The organism is Flavobacterium hydrocarbonoxydans (assembly GCF_009789235.1).
GTDB lineage: Bacteria > Bacteroidota > Bacteroidia > Flavobacteriales > Flavobacteriaceae > Flavobacterium > Flavobacterium hydrocarbonoxydans.
In genome coordinates this window covers 302,567-318,984 of sequence record NZ_WSTB01000001.1, presented here as the reverse complement: position 1 = coordinate 318,984, position 16,418 = coordinate 302,567, and the positions used below count along the sequence as shown (strand labels likewise).

Below are 16,418 nucleotides of genomic sequence, written 5' to 3'. Positions count from 1 at the left end.
ATGAAAATACTTCTCTGTCTTTGCTTCTCATTTTTTTTTACCTGTCTTCATTCTCAAAAGATTGAAGTAGGAAAAAATAGAGCCATAAAAACCATAAAAAAAGCTATACAACTGGCCAATCCCGGCGATACGGTGTTGGTTTACAAAGGTGTTTATAGAGAAGGAAACATAGTGATAGATAAAAAAATAATACTGCAGGGAATTGGCTTTCCTATCCTCGATGGCCAAAAAAAATATGAAGTGGTTTCTATCAAAGCTGATAGTGTAACCATTGCAGGTTTTAAAGTCATAAATTCAGGGTATGCCTCCCTGAATGATCCCTGCGGTATTAAAATATATAACAAAACAGGGGTTACCATAAAAGAAAATATTCTGGAGAATAATTTTTTTGGTATTTATGTTCAAAAAGGAATTGGCTGTATTATAAAAAATAACACAATAAAAGCCCATCAAAAACAAGAGCAGCGTATTGGGAATGGCATTCATTGCTGGAAAAGTGAAAACCTGCAAATTGTCGGAAACCAAGTCTCAGGACATCGGGACGGGATTTACTTTGAATTTGTGTCTAATTCTATTATTTGGAGGAACATCTCAAAGAGTAATATTCGATACGGACTTCATTTTATGTTTTCTAATGATGATTCGTACATCTCCAATGTGTTTAAAAATAATGGGGCAGGAGTGGCAGTCATGTTTACCAAAAATGTAAAAATGTTCCATAATTATTTTGCAGAAAACTGGGGAGATGCCGCGTATGGTTTATTGCTAAAAGAAATTTCTGACAGTTACATCATAGGAAACAAATTCATCAGAAATACTTCGGGAATTTATATGGAAGGAACCAGCCGGGTAGCCCTCTCAAAAAATATTTTTAGAGATAACGGGTGGGGTATGAAAATTCAGGCAAGCTGTATGGAAAACGAAATTTCCTTTAATAATTTTATCGCCAATACATTTGATATAAGCACCAATGGTAGTTTAGTTCTTAACCATTTCAATAATAATTATTGGGATAAATATGAAGGTTATGACCTTAATAAGGACGGAATTGGAGATGTACCTTTTCACCCTTTGAGCCTTTTTGCAGTGCTTACAGAAAACAATCCCTCTGCAATGTTATTATTCAGGAGCTTTATGATTACGCTTCTTGATAAGTCAGAAAAGATTCTGCCAAGTATTACCCCGGATAATTTTGTTGACCAAACCCCCGAAATGAAATCTCTTGTGTTATGATTACTTTACAAAATATAAACAAAAAATTTGGCAAGCTTCAGGTATTGCAAAATGTAAACCTGAAATTTAACGCAGGTGAGTGCATTGCACTTATTGGTCCAAATGGTTGCGGAAAAACGACCTTGATAAAATCCATCCTGGGAATGGTTTTACCGGACAGCGGTGATATTTTATTCAATAAAGAATCTATTCTTAGAAAGTTTGAATATAGAAATAATATTGGCTATATGCCTCAGATAGGCCGCTATCCAGATCATATGACTATTGGACAAATTATTGCCATGATCAAGCAAATCAGGAATTCGAAAGACATTCTGGATGAAGATTTAGTTAAAGCTTTTAAACTTGATAAGATGGATGATAAACAAATGCGCACGCTTTCCGGCGGAACAACCCAAAAAGTAAGTGCAACATTAGCCTTTCTTTTTAACCCTGACGTCCTTATACTTGATGAGCCAACTGCAGGATTGGATCCCCTGGCATCAGAAATCCTGAAGGAGAAAATTATTAAAGAAAAGGAAAAAGGAAAATTAATTTTGATTACCTCTCATTTGTTAAGCGAACTTGACGATATGATTACCCAGATTATTTTTATGCAGGATGGTAAAGTGCATTTTCATAGAAATATAAACGAACTGCTTGAATCAACGGGTGAAATCAAAATTTCAAAAGCCATATCTAAAATTTTAAAGCAAAAGAGTCATGAACAGGATCATTAAAATTGTATTGTTGGATATTCTTAAAAATAAGATCGTTCTGAGTTACACTTTTGTTTTGGCCTTGCTCTCCTGGGGATCTTTTGGTCTGGAAGATAATTCTGCTAAAGGGCTGCTGACAATTCTGAATGTAATTTTATTTACAGTTCCATTAGTTTCGATACTTTTTTCGACAATATATCTTTATAACAGTTCTGAATTTATTGAACTGTTGCTCAGCCAGCCAATAAGGCGAAAAAAAATATGGATCAGTTTATTTGCCGGGCTTTCCATTGCAATGGTTTTGGCTTTTTTGCTGGGTGCGGGAATTCCCCTTGTAATTAATGCGCCTGATGCTTCAGGTGTTATGATGCTTTTGTCAGGATGTTTAATCTCGGCTGTTTTTGTGTCTTTAGCTTTTTTGAGCTGTATTTTGACTCGTGATAAAGCAAAAGGAATTGGTGTAGCGATTATGTTTTGGATGTATTTTGCAATACTATTTGACGCTTTGGTTTTATTTCTGTTGTTTCAGTTTGCCGAGTATCCTATTGAAGAGGCAATGGTGGGGGTAACAGCCCTGAGCCCAATAGATCTTGCACGTATTCAGATTCTTTTACATCTTGATCAGTCAGCTATGATGGGTTACACAGGCGCAATTTTTAAAGATTTTTTTGGGACAACTATTGGATTGATTATCTCTTTTTTTCTATTGATTTTATGGATTGCGATACCTTTTTTTATTTCAGTCAGAAAATTCAATAAAAAAGATCTTTAACGATTACTATTTAATACCAGATTATGAAGGAGAAGATAAAAACAGATATTAAAAGCAGACAGGATATCAAAATATTGGTTGATGCTTTTTATGGTAAGGTTCAGACAGATCCTACTATCGGATATTTATTTACCAAAGTGGCGAATGTTAATTGGGAAAAACATCTTCCAATTATGTATGATTTTTGGGATAATATCCTTTTTCATTCCGGAAATTTTGAAGGAAACCCGATGATGAAGCATCGGATTTTAAATCAGAAAAGCCCCTTAACTGAAACTCATTTTAAACATTGGAATAAGTTGTGGAAAAAAACTGTTGATGATTTATTTGAAGGACCAAAAGCATCAGAAGTAAAGATTAGGGCTCAGAGTATTTCGAAAATGATGATGAATAAAGTAGTAAAATAAAGTGATAAAGTAAAAAACGGGCGCTCGAAGAGCGGCCGTTTTTAAATTAAATGCTATTAGAGCTGAATTAATAATTTTCATTTAACCTCCACAAAGAAAGAAAAATATTTAAAAAAGATATATGATCTGAATCATATATTAAAGTATTTAAGAAATTTCAATAAAATATTTTATGATCTATAATTTCTATTTTTTTTTTCTTGTTCATAATAGAAATTGTCCGAATGACCGTCTCAACGCGCAAACCAGTAAAATCTGCAATTTCCTGACGGGTATACTGAATTTTCAGTCTTTGATTTGGGGGAATATTCTGCTGTTTTTTTAAATTATCGAGAAAATACTGTACCCGATACTCAGGTTTATGATTAATTATATTTTTTGAAAATACTATTTTATTGTAAATTCTCCAGGCAAAGACTTTTAATATTTTCGATTGGATTTTTGGATTTTCTTCAAGAAGCAAAAAGAAGTTGGCTTTTGAAAGTTTTAAGAGCACACAATCGGTCTGTGCTACTGCTGAGGCTGGATAAGGCTGATCAATAAAGAGGGGCGGTTCGCCAAAACTGCTTCCATTTTCAAAAATTCCTACTGTCAGGTCTTTTCCGTCTTCATTGGTATAGGTCATTTTTACAGTCCCCTCAAGAATCTGATAGAAGTATAGGGGAGGATCGTTTTCATAAAATATGATACAGTTTTTGGGTGTTTTTTTTGCAACAGCCCCCCAAGTGAATAGCAAATCTGTATCAATATGCATTTTTTCTAAAGTTATATGCATTTATAAATGATGCTAAATATTTCATCGCTTGAAGAAAGTGGCTGCGGTTATTATTGATTTTCATAAATGCGGTGTTATTTGTTTTAAGCAAAGAAAAGAAATCAGGTATAAAAAAAACATGATAAATATTAGGTTTTGAAAGTTTTGTTGTAGCTAGAATAGGTGTTAAATTAAAGATTTATAAAAAGATATTTTTAATTTAAACTGGTAGCTAATCTTTTGGAAGTCATTGTGTAATCTGCAGTGTTATGATATTTATCATATTACAAAAGCAGTATACTTCGGATATTTGTAATGCATTAGAATGGTAATAGCTAAAAAGATTCATTTCAATTAAAAAAAGTTCTATTTCATTTTCTTCCTAATTTCTAAAATTAAAATTATGTCAAAGTCTTTAATTCAAAAATATAATGTTCCAGGTCCCAGATATACCAGTTATCCAACTGTTCCGTACTGGAATGAAATACTTTTTTCAATAGAGGAATGGAAGATTTCTTTTCAAAAATCATTTTTGGAGAGCAATTCACAAAATGGGATCAGCCTATATATTCATTTGCCTTTTTGTGAAAGTTTGTGCACTTTTTGCGGATGCAACAAACGAATTACTAAAAATCATTCAGTAGAAGAAAAATACATCATCGCTGTTTTAAAAGAATGGAGTATTTACTGTGGACTGGCTTCTGAAAGACCAATCATAAAAGAAATTCATCTGGGAGGCGGAACTCCTACTTTTTTCTCATCAGATAATTTAGAAAAACTTATAAACGGTATTTTTAGTCTAGCCGATAAAGCTGAAAGTCATGAGTTCAGTTTTGAAGGCCATCCCAACAATACGACTTATGAGCAGCTTAAAAAATTATATAATTTAGGATTTCGCAGAGTAAGTTTTGGCGTTCAGGACTACGCGGCAAAAGTCCAGAAAGCCATTCACAGAATTCAGCCATTTCACAATGTGGCAAAAGTCACCTTTTGGGCAAAAGAAATTGGTTATACCTCAATTGGACACGATATTATTTTTGGATTGCCTTTTCAAACAATTGAAAACATTGTGGACACCATCGAAAAGACAAATTCTTTAAAACCAGATCGATTGGCTTTTTACAGCTATGCGCATACGCCCTGGATCAAAGGAAATGGACAACGTGGATTCAATGAAGCCGACCTTCCAAAAGACATCGAAAAACGAACATTATATGAAACAGGAAAAAACCTTCTTTCTCAAAACGGCTATCATGAAATTGGGATGGATCACTTTGCTTTAGCTTCTGATAGTTTGTATAAGGCTGGTCATAATGGGGAATTGCATCGAAATTTTATGGGATATAGCTCTTCAAAAACCCAGTTAATGATTGGATTGGGAGTTTCAGCTATCAGTGACAGCTGGTACAGTTTTGCGCAAAATACAAAGAGATTGGAAGAATATTATCAACTATTGGAATCCGACCAACTACCTGTTGTCAAAGGGCATATACTTGACAAGGAGGATTTAATTATTCGCAAGCATATTCTCAATTTAACTTGTCAATTTGAAACTTCGTGGAATGATAAGGCTTTTTATTTTGACGAATTACAAAGTGTTTTATCCGATTTAAAGGAATTGGAAAATGATAATCTGGTAATTATCGAAGAAAATAGAATCAAGATCACAGATGCAGGCAGACCTTTCGTCCGTAATATTTGTATGGCTTTCGATTTGCATTTGAAAAGAAAATCTCCCGAAACTAATCTTTTTTCAATGACAGTCTAAACGATTAATTGAATTCCTTGCACAAATTGACTCATATTCTGAAATTTTCTAGTTACGCTAATTATCAAACATGATATCCTGGCAGGGTCGATTCGTTTACCTACTTTCTGGATTTAAGATCACATCGATATGCCAGTAGCCACTGTATCAATCTTAAATAATAATTTCGCTGGAAAAGAAAATTATTCAAATTTTTCAAGTAATGTAGTGTAGTAACTCTAATTATTCTACTTTTGCAGCAAAAAATTACTATGAATAAATGCGATCAATGTATTGTAAGACAGCTTAGTGCATTGAAAGCACTAAACAAAGAGCAAATCATACAATTGGCAAATAGTAAAAGCACTCAGGTAATTAAAAAAGGGGAGGCTATAATAGAGGAAGGAGAAGTAATTAATGGGGTTTTCTGTATCAAAGATGGTATTGGAAAACTTTCTAAATTAAGTGCCAATGGAAGGGACCAGATTGTTAAACTTGTAAAGTCAGGTGAACTTTTAGGGCAACGTTCAATGATCAGCAATGAACCTGCAAACTTGTCGGCTACAGCAATTGCTGATATGGAAGTCTGTTTTATTCCAAAATCTGAAATCATTCAATTTTTTAATAATAACAATCAGTTTTCAATGAACTTAATGCAGTCTGTTTGTGATGATTTGAAACATGCGGATGAGCATACTGTGGATATGGTACAGAAAACTGTTAAGGAAAGATTGGCTGAAAAGTTATTATATCTTAGTGACACTTTTGGTGTAAATGCTGATCAATCCTTAAAAGTGCAATTATCAAGAGAGGAATTAGCCGGAATGATCGGTACAGCCACCGAGAGTTGCATCCGAATGCTTTCTGAGTTTAAAAAATCAGGGCTGATCGAATTAAAAGGAAAGCTGATTTTTTTAAAGGATATTAAGGGATTAAAAAAAGAAGCCAGCTAACATAACATCATTTGGATAATTCCAGCATTCTTTCAATAGGAACAAACGCTTTTTTCATTATATCAGCAGGAACTTTAATTTCAGGCGTTTCATTAAGCAAGCAGTCGTATAATTTTTGTAACGTATTTACTTTCATGTAGCCACATTGGCTGCAGGCACAAGTGTTGTCTTCGTTTGAAGGTGCCGGTATCAATATTTTATAAGGAACTTCCAGTTTCATTTTATGAAGAATTCCCACTTCTGTAGCCACAATAAATTTGGTACCCGGATTGGTTTTAACATATTCAATCATTCCTGCAGTCGAACCAATATAGCTGGCTGTTTTTAAAATATGTGTTTCAGATTCAGGATGGGCAATAATTTGCGCATCTGGATTTTGTTTGTACAATTCAATTAATTTATCAAATGAAAATGCTTCATGAACCACACATGCACCGTCCCAAAGCAACATTTCCCTGCCTGTTTGTTCCATTACATATTTTCCCAAATTTTTATCGGGAGCAAAAATAATGGGTTTGTCTTTTGGTATAGAATTGACGATTTTAACGGCATTAGAAGAAGTTACCACAATGTCAGTTAAAGCTTTAACCTCTGCAGAACAATTCACATATGTAATAACAATGTGGTCTGGATGGGCTTGGGTAAATTGTTGAAATAAATTAGCGGGACAAGAGTCAGCCAACGAGCAGCCAGCATGCAAATCGGGAAGAATAACTTTTTTACCTGGATTTAAAATTTTTGCAGTCTCAGCCATAAAATGTACTCCTGCAAAAACAATTATATCAGCATGCACCTGCATTGCTTCTTGTGACAATCCCAGGCTGTCACCCACATAATCTGAAACATCCTGAATATCGGATTCCTGATAGTAATGTGCCAGAATAACTGCATTCTTCTCTTTTTTTAATTTCAGTATTCGCTCTTTAAGGTTTTTCATTATTAAATTATTTTTAATTATTCTCTTTTATTTTAAAACAAAAGAGTTGATGCTGATACATATGTTGGGTTTTTAAAATCGGTAAGTTTTTTGAAAATTAAGTTTTGCTCGTTTTTCGGAAATTCAATCAAACAAAGCTTTCATTATGACACTAAAATTAATACCTAAGGAAGGTGTCTCCCGATTTAATACCCAAAGCCAATTCTTCCAGATTTGTATTTTCAAGCGTGAAAACCAAATCATTGCGAATAGATATAAATTTATCGTGCATCGGACAAGGATGGTCTTCAGTACAATTACTTAATCCTAATGCACAACCGGTCAAAATGCGATCGCCATCCAAAGAATTAACTATTTGCGCTAATGTAATTTCTTTCATATTCTCTTTGGAAATTTCAAAACCTCCGCCCACTCCTTTTATAGATTTAATAATATTGTCTCGCGATAGGATTTGAAGAATTTTGGCTGTAAAAGCCTCCGGAGAATCGATTTTTTTGGCAATTTCTTTCAAGCCGATGCGATTGTCCTGATAGGATTGAAAAGCAATAAAAATAGCTGCACGAATGCCATATTCACATGTTTTAGAGAACATAATCTTTTTTTTGTAATGTATAAATCATATAAATCAAAGCCCGCCATAACGCACAAAAGATCCAAAAACAACCATCAAAACCCCAATTATGGTAACCAATAGAATATGAAAGGTCATTTCAGGTAACTTCTCAGCATTTTTTTCAAGTTTTGGCAGCACTCTAAATTGAGCACTCAAAGCAAAAAGAACCGTCAATAATAAAAGAGCTAATTTTGTTGAAACAACTTTTTCTATAGGTGTCTCGAACTGAAACCAATATTCGATGTTAACACCATATTTATAGGCCATTAAAATTCCGGTAATGACCAGCAAAACGAGAGCAGTCATGCCAACAGGTTCATACTTTCTTTCATAATCGAGAATTATATTCTGATTTTTTTCTTTTAATGCTTGTGGCAAAAAACCAAAGACAAGCAACAAATGACCACCAACCCAAATGGTGGCACTCAAAAGATGGATGATTAACAATAAATGGTGGCTCATATAGTTTTAGGTTTTAGTTTCACAATTTTAACAGATAGCATTATAAGGCCTGCTGGCATAAAAATACTGGATAAGAATAGATTTTGATAATAATTCGGTAAACTACCTTTACCCAAGAAAAACCAAATGCCCTGAAGAAACAAAAGAATTTCAGTTGTAAAAAATCCGAATAAAAAAATTGCGATTCCCCATGTTTGAATACGGTTTCTCGAATTTAAAAAATCATTTTGTAATGCAAATCCAAACAGGAAACCTGTAATAATTCCCAACATAGTCAAGTGAATGTATCCAATGACAAAATTACGAATCTGATGGGATACCTGTGCCAATTCCGGAAACAAAACCACCAGTTGAATAACGACTTTTAAAGCCAATGAAAACAAAGCAAAACCATAAACTATTTTTATGATCGTTGGTAAAATAGCAAAAAAGGACTGAAACTGCGGGCGGATAAATTGTATAAAAAGTACCGCAGCATATAGCTGAAGCATTACTCCAAGAGCATTTAACCAATAAAAAACCGGGTTAGGCAAATACCAGCTTACCGGCAAAGCCAATGTTAAAAAAGTAGAAGCAACAAATAAATTATAAAATATCCTGAATTTTTTAGCTTCAATAATAAGTTTTGCCTGTTTGAAAAACAAAGCCAAAGTGGCAAACAGGAACCAGCCATTAAATTGAAAATGAAGAAAAAACTGAATCGCAATTTGATAAAAAGCGCTTGCTTTACCTAACAATGAAACTGCGGGACCAAGGCACCAGACACCCAAAGTAGAAAAAATCATGAAAAACAAAGCCGTACGAAGCAGCTTTTTTTCAGCCAGAGTTGTAGGATTGGCATCCTTTATAATTAAATAACAAAAATAGTAGCTGCAAAAAATATGCAAAGTCGAAAAAAGAATAGAAGCAAAAGCGTATCCTTGCGCCGGAAAATCAATCATCATTCCGACTACAGCCAGTTCTGTTGTCCAATATAATTGGTTGTAGATGGGTTTTTGCTGTTTTTCTTTTGGAACAAAAAAATGAAAAATCAAACAGTACAACATCATATAGACCCAGCCTAACATCGCCACGTGTGAATGGCCGTGCATTAAAAACTGAAAATTGACTCCGGCGATCGGTGCAACATACATCCATCGCAGCAACAGTCCCATCAGTGAAGCGATGAAAAAATTAGAAAAAGTACAGAGTAACCAACTCTTCTTCATGATTTTATAAAGGATTTAATTCTTGATGCTTAAAAGTGTGTTCATGCTTTAAATGAAAAAAAGCTTATATTGCTCTAAATGAGCCTGGATCTCTTTTTTAATTTCAGCTTTATTGGAATCCTCAAGATTATCGATTTTTAATTTTAACGGAATCAAATAGTTGTGTAACTGATTGTGTGCTTCACCTTTCATTGTACATTTTTTAAAAATCATGGCAAATTCAGATTTCATTTTCTCTTTCAAAATCAATGCGCTTTCTTCTTCGCCTGATTCCAGAATTATTTTTTGTAAAGTAGTAATCCCTTCAGTAGTTTCTGGGTTGGCTTCCCATAATTGTCCTTTGTTCAGGCTCACTTCCGCGGCTGTTTCGGTATTTTTTTCCGAAACTGAATTTATTTCATTTGCTTCTTTAGATGTTTGATCTTCTTTGTTTTTTTGGCATGATCCGATAGATACAATGGCCAATAAAAATAATACTAGTTTTATTTTTTTCATTTTGTTAAATTTTAGCTCCAAAAATCAGCATCTTCATTTTCTATAAAAGCTTCCTTTGAATGTATTTCTTCTATTTTTTTTAATTGTTCTTTTGTGGCTGCTTTTTGAATTTCAGCAAATAAAACACGCTCTTCAAAACGGATATGAGAGTCTAAATCTTTTTCGATTCTTTTTAAATTTATTTCCAGATCTGAAGTACTTTCAAATAAATCGTTTAACGTTCTGTGTTCTTTCAAAGCCTGCTCAATGAGCGCGTTATCTGCTTCTAAGATCGTGAAAACGTATTTTTCCTCCAGCTCAAAGTGCGTCTTTAAATAAATTTCATAAAACCAATCGACGTATTTTTTGATGCGCTGCAGGTCAATATTTTTCGCCATTCCAGTTTTAATTTTCCAGCAAAGCAGCAGACCATGATGGTGGTCGTGGCTTAAAGGCCTTAATTCCGGAGCTCTTTTGATGGGAGTAGTTGATTTCATTTGCTTAAAATTGATTGATTTAAAAAAATAAATTACTATCCTCTAAAATGAATTTTAATTTTCTCTGTACCAATATTTTGGTTTTCCAATTCTTTAAAAGAATGCCCAAGTTTTTCTATTGTCGAGGATCCATTAATAAAATGCTGAATGTAATAATTTCCTGAATATCCCAAATTTTCCAGAAAAAACACCATTTCCTGAATATCTCTTTTGTTTAATAAATCAGAGTGCACTGTTGTACGAACTTCAAAAGGTACTGTATGATGAAGCAATAAAAGTAATGATTTTGCAAAGGGAATGAAAAGTTTTGATTGGGTTATCTTTGCAAATTTCGCAGGCATTGCTTTAAAATCAAGTGCTACATAATTAATGAGTTCTTTTTGAATCAGTTCTTCCAATATATGCGGCCGTGATCCATTGGTGTCAATTTTGATCAAAAAACCCATTTTTTTGACTTCTGTAATAAACGAAACAGCCTTTTTATGTAACAGACATTCACCTCCGCTAAAAACTACGGCGTCCAATAGATTAACCCTGCTTTTGAGGAATTGAAGTGCTTTATCAAAAGTAATACGTCCTTTTCCGTATACAATTTCTGGATTATAGCAATACAAACACCGCATATTACAGCCTGAAAACCAAAAAATGCAAGCTGATTGGTGCGGATAATCTAATAAAGTAAACGGTGTAATACTGTAAATAGGGGCACTAACATTTTGCTTCATTGAAATGGGTTCGCTGTTTGTGTTCACCTTTTTTTCCGATATTAAAACTTTCTACGGGTCTGTGGTAGCCCATTACTCTTGTGTACACCAGGCATTTGGTGCGAACTTCTTGATTTTGTTCTAAAATCGCGTTGGTTGTTAGTTTCATATTTGCTGTTTTTTTAGTTATGAATTGTGTAAAATTTGCGGTGTGGTTTTTTCAAATCTCTATAAGCTTTGTTTTTTCTTCAATGATAATTTCATCGCATTTTGGGCAATATTCATGCTCTCCGTTTAGATAGCCATGAACAGGGCAAACACTAAATACAGGTGTTACTGTGATGTAAGGCAATTTAAAATTAGTAATCACTTTTTTTACAAAATTTTTGCAAGCTTCAGGTGAGCTTATTCTTTCGCTCATATACAAATGCAAAACGGTTCCTCCTGTGTATTTGCATTGCAATTGGTCCTGAAGCATCAAAGCTTCAAATGGATCCTGGGTAAAATCTACAGGGATTTGGGAACTATTTGTGTAGTAAATATTTTTTTCTGCTCCCGCCTGAATAATATCGTCAAAACGTTTTTTATCCTCTTTGGCAAATCGGTATGTGGTTCCTTCTGCCGGAGTGGCTTCTAAATTATAAAGATTTCCAGTTTCTTCCTGATACTGCTTCATTCTGTCCCGGATGTGTTCCAGAATTTCAGAAGCAAGTTCAATACCAGTTTCAGAAGTTATGTCGTCTTCATTATGGGTAAAATTCTGTATCATTTCGTTCATTCCGTTTACACCAATAGTTGAAAAGTGATTTCTGAAATGTTGTAAATACCGTTTGGTGTAGGGATACAATCCACGATCGTACATTCCCTGAATAAAAGTTCTTTTTTTCTCTAAAGTTGATTTGGAAATCAATAAAAGCTTGTCCAATTGTTGAAATAAAGCTGCTTTGTTTCCTTTGAATAAATAACCTAAACGAGCCATATTAATAGTTACCACGCCAATACTTCCTGTCATTTCAGCGCTTCCAAAAAGTCCGTTTCCACGTTTTAGTAGTTCGCGCAAATCGAGTTGCAAACGGCAGCACATACTGCGAACAGCATTGGGCTTGTAGGCATTTTCATTTTCTATTTGATTGCCATTTTCGTCCAAAACATATTGGCTTCCAATGAAATTTTGAAAATAAGAAGAACCAATTTTCGCTGTGTTTTCAAAAAGCAGGTTTGTGTTCTCTCCATCCCAGTCAAATTCTTCGGTAATATTAACCGTTGGAATAGGGAAGGTAAAGGGCTGCCCATTGGCATCACCTTCTGTCATTACGGTATAATACGCTTTATTGATTAGATTCATTTCTTTTTGAAAATGCTCGTATCGTAAATTAGTAACTTCAGAAACTCCTCTGCTTTTAGCCCTTGTCAATAGGTCTGTACTATTGTTCTTTTCAAAAATATGACAATCATTTTTAGTCGGAATTTGTGCTTTTAAATCGTCAGGAACAACCCAGTCTAAAGTGATATTAGTAAAGGGAGATTGTCCCCAGCGTGCGGGAACATTCAGGTTGTACACAAAACTTCGTACCGCTTTTAAAACGTCATCATAAAGGAGATCGTCTTTGAATACATAAGGAGCCAAATAGGTGTCAAAAGAACTAAAGGCTTGTGCACCTGCCCATTCGCTTTGCAAAATCCCCAGAAAATTTGCCATCTGTCCTAAAGCTTCCCTAAAATGAGATGGCGGTTTGCTTTCCACCCGGCCTCTGACTCCATTGAAACCTTCATTTAACAATACACGCAAACTCCAACCCGCACAATAGCCCGTGAGGCAATCCAAATCGTGAATGTGAATATCACCATTGCGGTGTGCATAGCCTTCTTCTTTAGAATACACTTTATCCAGCCAATAATTTGCGATAACTTTTCCTGCTACATTGCTAACCAATCCTGCGTTCGAATAAGAGGTGTTGGCGTTGGCGTTGATCCGCCAATCTGTTTGTTGTATGTATTCTTCAATCGTTTGGGTGCTGTCGACATAAGTTGTGTCATCATTCAATCCTTCAAGATGTTCGCGTTGCAGCTTTCTGGTGTGTCGGTATAGCATAAAGGAGCGCATGGCATCAAAATGGTTTTTATCGAATAATTTTTTTTCGATTACATCCTGAATTTCTTCAACAGACCATACTTCTTTGTTTTCGAGTTGTATAGCCACACTTTCAAAAACACTTTCATCAACAGCTATAGAGACACTCTGAAAATTTTTTTCAATTGCATCTTTGATCTTATAACTTTCAAATGGCTGATACTTTCCATTTCTTTTGATGACATAATTTTCCATAGTTGTTGGTTCTTAGTGATTGAAAGCTACTTATTATTGAGCTGTAAAGTCTTTTTCAAGTTTGGCAGCTTTTGGAAATAAAATATTATTCTCCAAATGAATGTGTTTATGCAAATCCTGCTCAAATTCTTCTAGCATTGCAAACGTAACTTTATAAGTATTACAGCCATCGGCTGGCGGTGTATAATTGTTAGTTAATTCTGCTATTTTTCTAAAACGGACACCTTCGGCGTCGTGCTCGTGCATCATCATAGCAATTGGATTTTGAATGGTTTCAAAATGAGGCAGCTCAATTAATTCATCAGATAGAGTAGCATGAACCATTTTTTTTATAAATGGGAACAAAATCAGCTCTTCTTTTTTCATATGTTGTGCCAATTCTCCTGCGCAGCCTTTAAAAAGCTCATTTATTAATAATAGTTCAGGATGTTTTGCGCCATGCACTCTGCTGAGCTTATCTAAAAACTGCAGCAGTATTGGTGTTTTTTCTGATACATATCTGTGATGCTTTTTTTCAATATAATCAGCCAATAAATCAATCGGCCAGGCATTGTAATCAATTCCTGAATCGCTTTTTGATGATAGAACTGTTTCAATTTCCTGTAATAAAACATCTGCAGTCACTGCTTTTTTCTGGCAGGCTTCTTCAATGCTTCTGTTTCCGTTACAGCAAAAATCTATTCCGTATTTTGAGAACAAGGCTGCTGTTCTAAAATCTTTTGCCACGTATTCTCCGATTGTAATTTGTTCTAAAGTTTCCATAATTTTTATTTAGATTATAATTTGTAAATGATTAAACGATGATGATCTTAATAAAAGAGTATTTTGTCTTTTAATTAAACACACTTCATCATTTATTTTGTTATCCAGTTGTCTTATTATTATTTAATGTATTATTTGATATTGTAAAATTCGTATAATTATAAAATGCAGAATATGATTTAAATCATAAGACTGCATTTTTTTAAATATTTTTTTAAAGTGACCTTAACCATTTTTATTTTTAAAGGAAAATAGTCAGCTGTAAATATCTTTTCTTTTGGAGTTTTTTAAAAATAGTGAATATGACAAATATCATAATAAAGGATATTTTTATCCTTTATTTTTACACTATAAATTTCAAACCAAAATAATATGAAAACCAGTGTTAAATTAAACAGACAAATAAGGGGGTTTTTTATAATGTTGCTTGTTTTAGTCGGATTTTTTTCTTGCAAAAGAGGAAGCGATGAAGCAAAAAATTATCAAAATATTGAGGCCAAAGGGCAGCAAACTGCCGAACTCACGGCGCCTCCGTTTGTTCCGAAAGCAGTAGGAGACCGTGAAGCTACAAAATTAGTGGTCAATATGGAAATTAAGGAAATTGAAGGAGAAATGGTAGATGGTGTAAAATATATCTATTGGACTTTTGGGGGTTCTGTTCCCGGAAGTTTTATCAGAACCAGAGTGGGTGATGAAGTAGAATTTCACCTAAAAAACCATCCGGATAACAAAATGCCTCACAATATTGATTTACACGCGGTAACCGGGCCAGGAGGAGGAGCAACCTCATCGTTGGTTGCCCCAGGTCACGAAAAAGTGTTTAGTTTCAAAACCTTAAATCCCGGTTTATACGTGTATCATTGTGCTACAGCACCAGTTGGAATGCATATTGCTAACGGAATGTATGGGTTGATTTTGGTTGAACCAGAAGGAGGCTTGCCACCAGTTGATAAAGAATATTACATCATGCAAGGTGATTTTTACACCAAGGGCAGTTATGGGGAACAAGGTTCTCAACCTTTTGATATGGATAAAGCCATTAAGGAACAAGCTGATTATGTGGTCTTCAATGGGAAAGTTGGAGCTCTCGCCGGAGATAAGTCTTTAACGGCCAAAGTTGGTGAAACTGTCCGTATTTATATGGGGAATGGAGGTCCTAATTTGGTGTCATCTTTCCATGTTATTGGAGAAATTTTCGACAAAGTGCATATTGAAGGAGGGGATATGATCAACGAAAACGTACAAACTACCTTAATACCTGCAGGTGGTTCGGCCATTGTGGAGTTTAAAGTAGATGTTCCGGGAACTTTTATACTGGTAGACCACTCGATTTTTAGAGCCTTTAATAAAGGAGCACTTGGAATGCTGAAAGTTGAAGGCGAGGAAAATAAAAAATTGTATTCTGGAACCATACAAGATGGAATTTATTTACCAGAAGGTGGGACAATTCAAGGTATGCCAAAAGGCAAAGCAGTTCCTAAAACTACTGTTGCAAAAACTGTTCCTGAACAAATTAAAGCCGGTAAAGATTTATTTGACCGTACCTGTTATGCCTGTCACCAATCTGAAGGGCAAGGTATTCCGAATGCTTTTCCTCCATTGGCAAAATCAGATTACCTGAATGCGAATCCAGATAGAGCTATTGGCGCGGTATTGCACGGATTAAGTGGAGAGATCACCGTTAATGGCAAGAAATTCAATAACGTGATGACCAGTCAGAACCTAACTGACGAGCAAGCTGCTGATGTTCTGACATACATATACAACAGTTGGGGCAATAATAAAACAGTAATAACTCCGGCAAAAGTAAAAGCTGTTAGAGCCAAACCTGCTCCAAAAGTAGCCCAGGAACATTAGAATAAATCAAAAAA

The 16,418-nt window shown here is 34.6% G+C and carries 16 protein-coding genes and 1 pseudogene; 7 read left to right on the top strand and 10 right to left on the bottom strand.

All coding sequences use genetic code 11. The annotated features are described in order from the left end of the window. The 4 genes from GON26_RS01580 to GON26_RS01565 are packed head-to-tail and all read left to right on the top strand — an operon-like array spanning nt 1 to nt 3,110. Nucleotides 1-1,233 carry a nitrous oxide reductase family maturation protein NosD gene (locus GON26_RS01580; RefSeq protein WP_056205590.1) on the top strand — a complete coding sequence of 411 codons (1,233 nt, stop codon included), beginning with the start codon at nt 1-3 and terminating at the stop codon, nt 1,231-1,233. Further along, complete coding sequence (locus GON26_RS01575; RefSeq protein ID WP_056205589.1) at nt 1,230-1,952, top strand: ABC transporter ATP-binding protein; 723 nt, start codon at nt 1,230-1,232, stop codon at nt 1,950-1,952. The genes GON26_RS01580 and GON26_RS01575 overlap by 4 nt, the downstream gene beginning before the upstream one ends. Continuing rightward, nucleotides 1,936-2,703, top strand: a complete 768-nt coding sequence (locus GON26_RS01570) for an ABC transporter permease subunit (RefSeq protein WP_110306900.1) — start codon at nt 1,936-1,938, stop codon at nt 2,701-2,703. The genes GON26_RS01575 and GON26_RS01570 overlap by 17 nt, the downstream gene beginning before the upstream one ends. Before the next feature lie 23 nt (nt 2,704-2,726). Beyond that, nucleotides 2,727-3,110, top strand: a complete 384-nt coding sequence (locus GON26_RS01565) for a group III truncated hemoglobin (protein WP_202110815.1) — start codon at nt 2,727-2,729, stop codon at nt 3,108-3,110. Between the two features lie 157 nt (nt 3,111-3,267). Here the strand turns inward: GON26_RS01565 and GON26_RS01560 are convergent, their stop codons facing one another. Continuing rightward, entirely contained in the window at nt 3,268-3,864 is a 597-nt protein-coding gene (locus tag GON26_RS01560) for a Crp/Fnr family transcriptional regulator (protein WP_160372970.1), read from the bottom strand. Nucleotides 3,865-4,267: 403 nt separating this feature from the next. On the opposite strand from GON26_RS01560, the gene hemN reads away from it, so the two are divergent. Together hemN and GON26_RS01550 are read left to right on the top strand one after the other, a co-directional pair. Further along, nucleotides 4,268-5,632 (top strand): oxygen-independent coproporphyrinogen III oxidase, encoded by a 1,365-nt coding sequence (gene hemN / locus GON26_RS01555; RefSeq protein WP_160372969.1) that lies wholly within the window; start codon nt 4,268-4,270, stop codon nt 5,630-5,632. 251 nt (nt 5,633-5,883) lie between these two features. Next, nucleotides 5,884-6,564, top strand: coding sequence for a Crp/Fnr family transcriptional regulator (locus GON26_RS01550; protein ID WP_110306898.1), 681 nt, complete (start codon nt 5,884-5,886; stop codon nt 6,562-6,564). A 7-nt stretch (nt 6,565-6,571) separates the two neighbouring features. On the opposite strand, the gene nadA is transcribed toward GON26_RS01550, so the two are convergent. From nadA to ric, 9 genes and pseudogenes are all read right to left on the bottom strand, one after another. Next, the gene (nadA, locus tag GON26_RS01545) at nt 6,572-7,501 is read right to left on the bottom strand and encodes a quinolinate synthase NadA (protein ID WP_160372968.1); all 930 of its coding nucleotides are present in this window, start codon (nt 7,499-7,501) and stop codon (nt 6,572-6,574) included. 157 nt (nt 7,502-7,658) lie between these two features. After that, the gene (locus tag GON26_RS01540; RefSeq protein WP_160372967.1) at nt 7,659-8,093 is read right to left on the bottom strand and encodes an RrF2 family transcriptional regulator; all 435 of its coding nucleotides are present in this window, start codon (nt 8,091-8,093) and stop codon (nt 7,659-7,661) included. 33 nt (nt 8,094-8,126) lie between these two features. Continuing rightward, the gene (locus tag GON26_RS01535; RefSeq protein WP_160372966.1) at nt 8,127-8,576 is read right to left on the bottom strand and encodes a CopD family protein; all 450 of its coding nucleotides are present in this window, start codon (nt 8,574-8,576) and stop codon (nt 8,127-8,129) included. Next, the gene (locus GON26_RS01530) at nt 8,573-9,784 is read right to left on the bottom strand and encodes a hypothetical protein (protein ID WP_160372965.1); all 1,212 of its coding nucleotides are present in this window, start codon (nt 9,782-9,784) and stop codon (nt 8,573-8,575) included. The genes GON26_RS01535 and GON26_RS01530 overlap by 4 nt, the downstream gene beginning before the upstream one ends. Nucleotides 9,785-9,832: 48 nt before the next feature. After that, complete coding sequence (locus tag GON26_RS01525) at nt 9,833-10,279, bottom strand: hypothetical protein (RefSeq protein WP_160372964.1); 447 nt, start codon at nt 10,277-10,279, stop codon at nt 9,833-9,835. Nucleotides 10,280-10,290: 11 nt separating this feature from the next. Then, on the bottom strand, nt 10,291-10,755 hold the full coding sequence (locus tag GON26_RS01520; RefSeq protein ID WP_160372963.1) for a hemerythrin domain-containing protein: 465 nt from the start codon (nt 10,753-10,755) through the stop codon (nt 10,291-10,293). Nucleotides 10,756-10,790: 35 nt separating this feature from the next. Next, nucleotides 10,791-11,480 carry an anaerobic ribonucleoside-triphosphate reductase activating protein gene (locus tag GON26_RS01515; protein WP_160372962.1) on the bottom strand — a complete coding sequence of 230 codons (690 nt, stop codon included), beginning with the start codon at nt 11,478-11,480 and terminating at the stop codon, nt 10,791-10,793. Continuing rightward, nucleotides 11,464-13,785, bottom strand: a pseudogene (locus GON26_RS01505) (ribonucleoside triphosphate reductase). Before GON26_RS01505 ends, GON26_RS01515 begins: the two are co-directional and overlap by 17 nt. Nucleotides 13,786-13,818: 33 nt before the next feature. Beyond that, on the bottom strand, nt 13,819-14,547 hold the full coding sequence (gene ric, locus GON26_RS01500) for an iron-sulfur cluster repair di-iron protein (protein ID WP_160372960.1): 729 nt from the start codon (nt 14,545-14,547) through the stop codon (nt 13,819-13,821). Between the two features lie 372 nt (nt 14,548-14,919). Between ric and nirK the strand changes: the two genes are divergently transcribed. After that, the gene (nirK, locus tag GON26_RS01495; RefSeq protein WP_160372959.1) at nt 14,920-16,404 is read left to right on the top strand and encodes a copper-containing nitrite reductase; all 1,485 of its coding nucleotides are present in this window, start codon (nt 14,920-14,922) and stop codon (nt 16,402-16,404) included. Nucleotides 16,405-16,418: the final 14 nt, after the last annotated feature.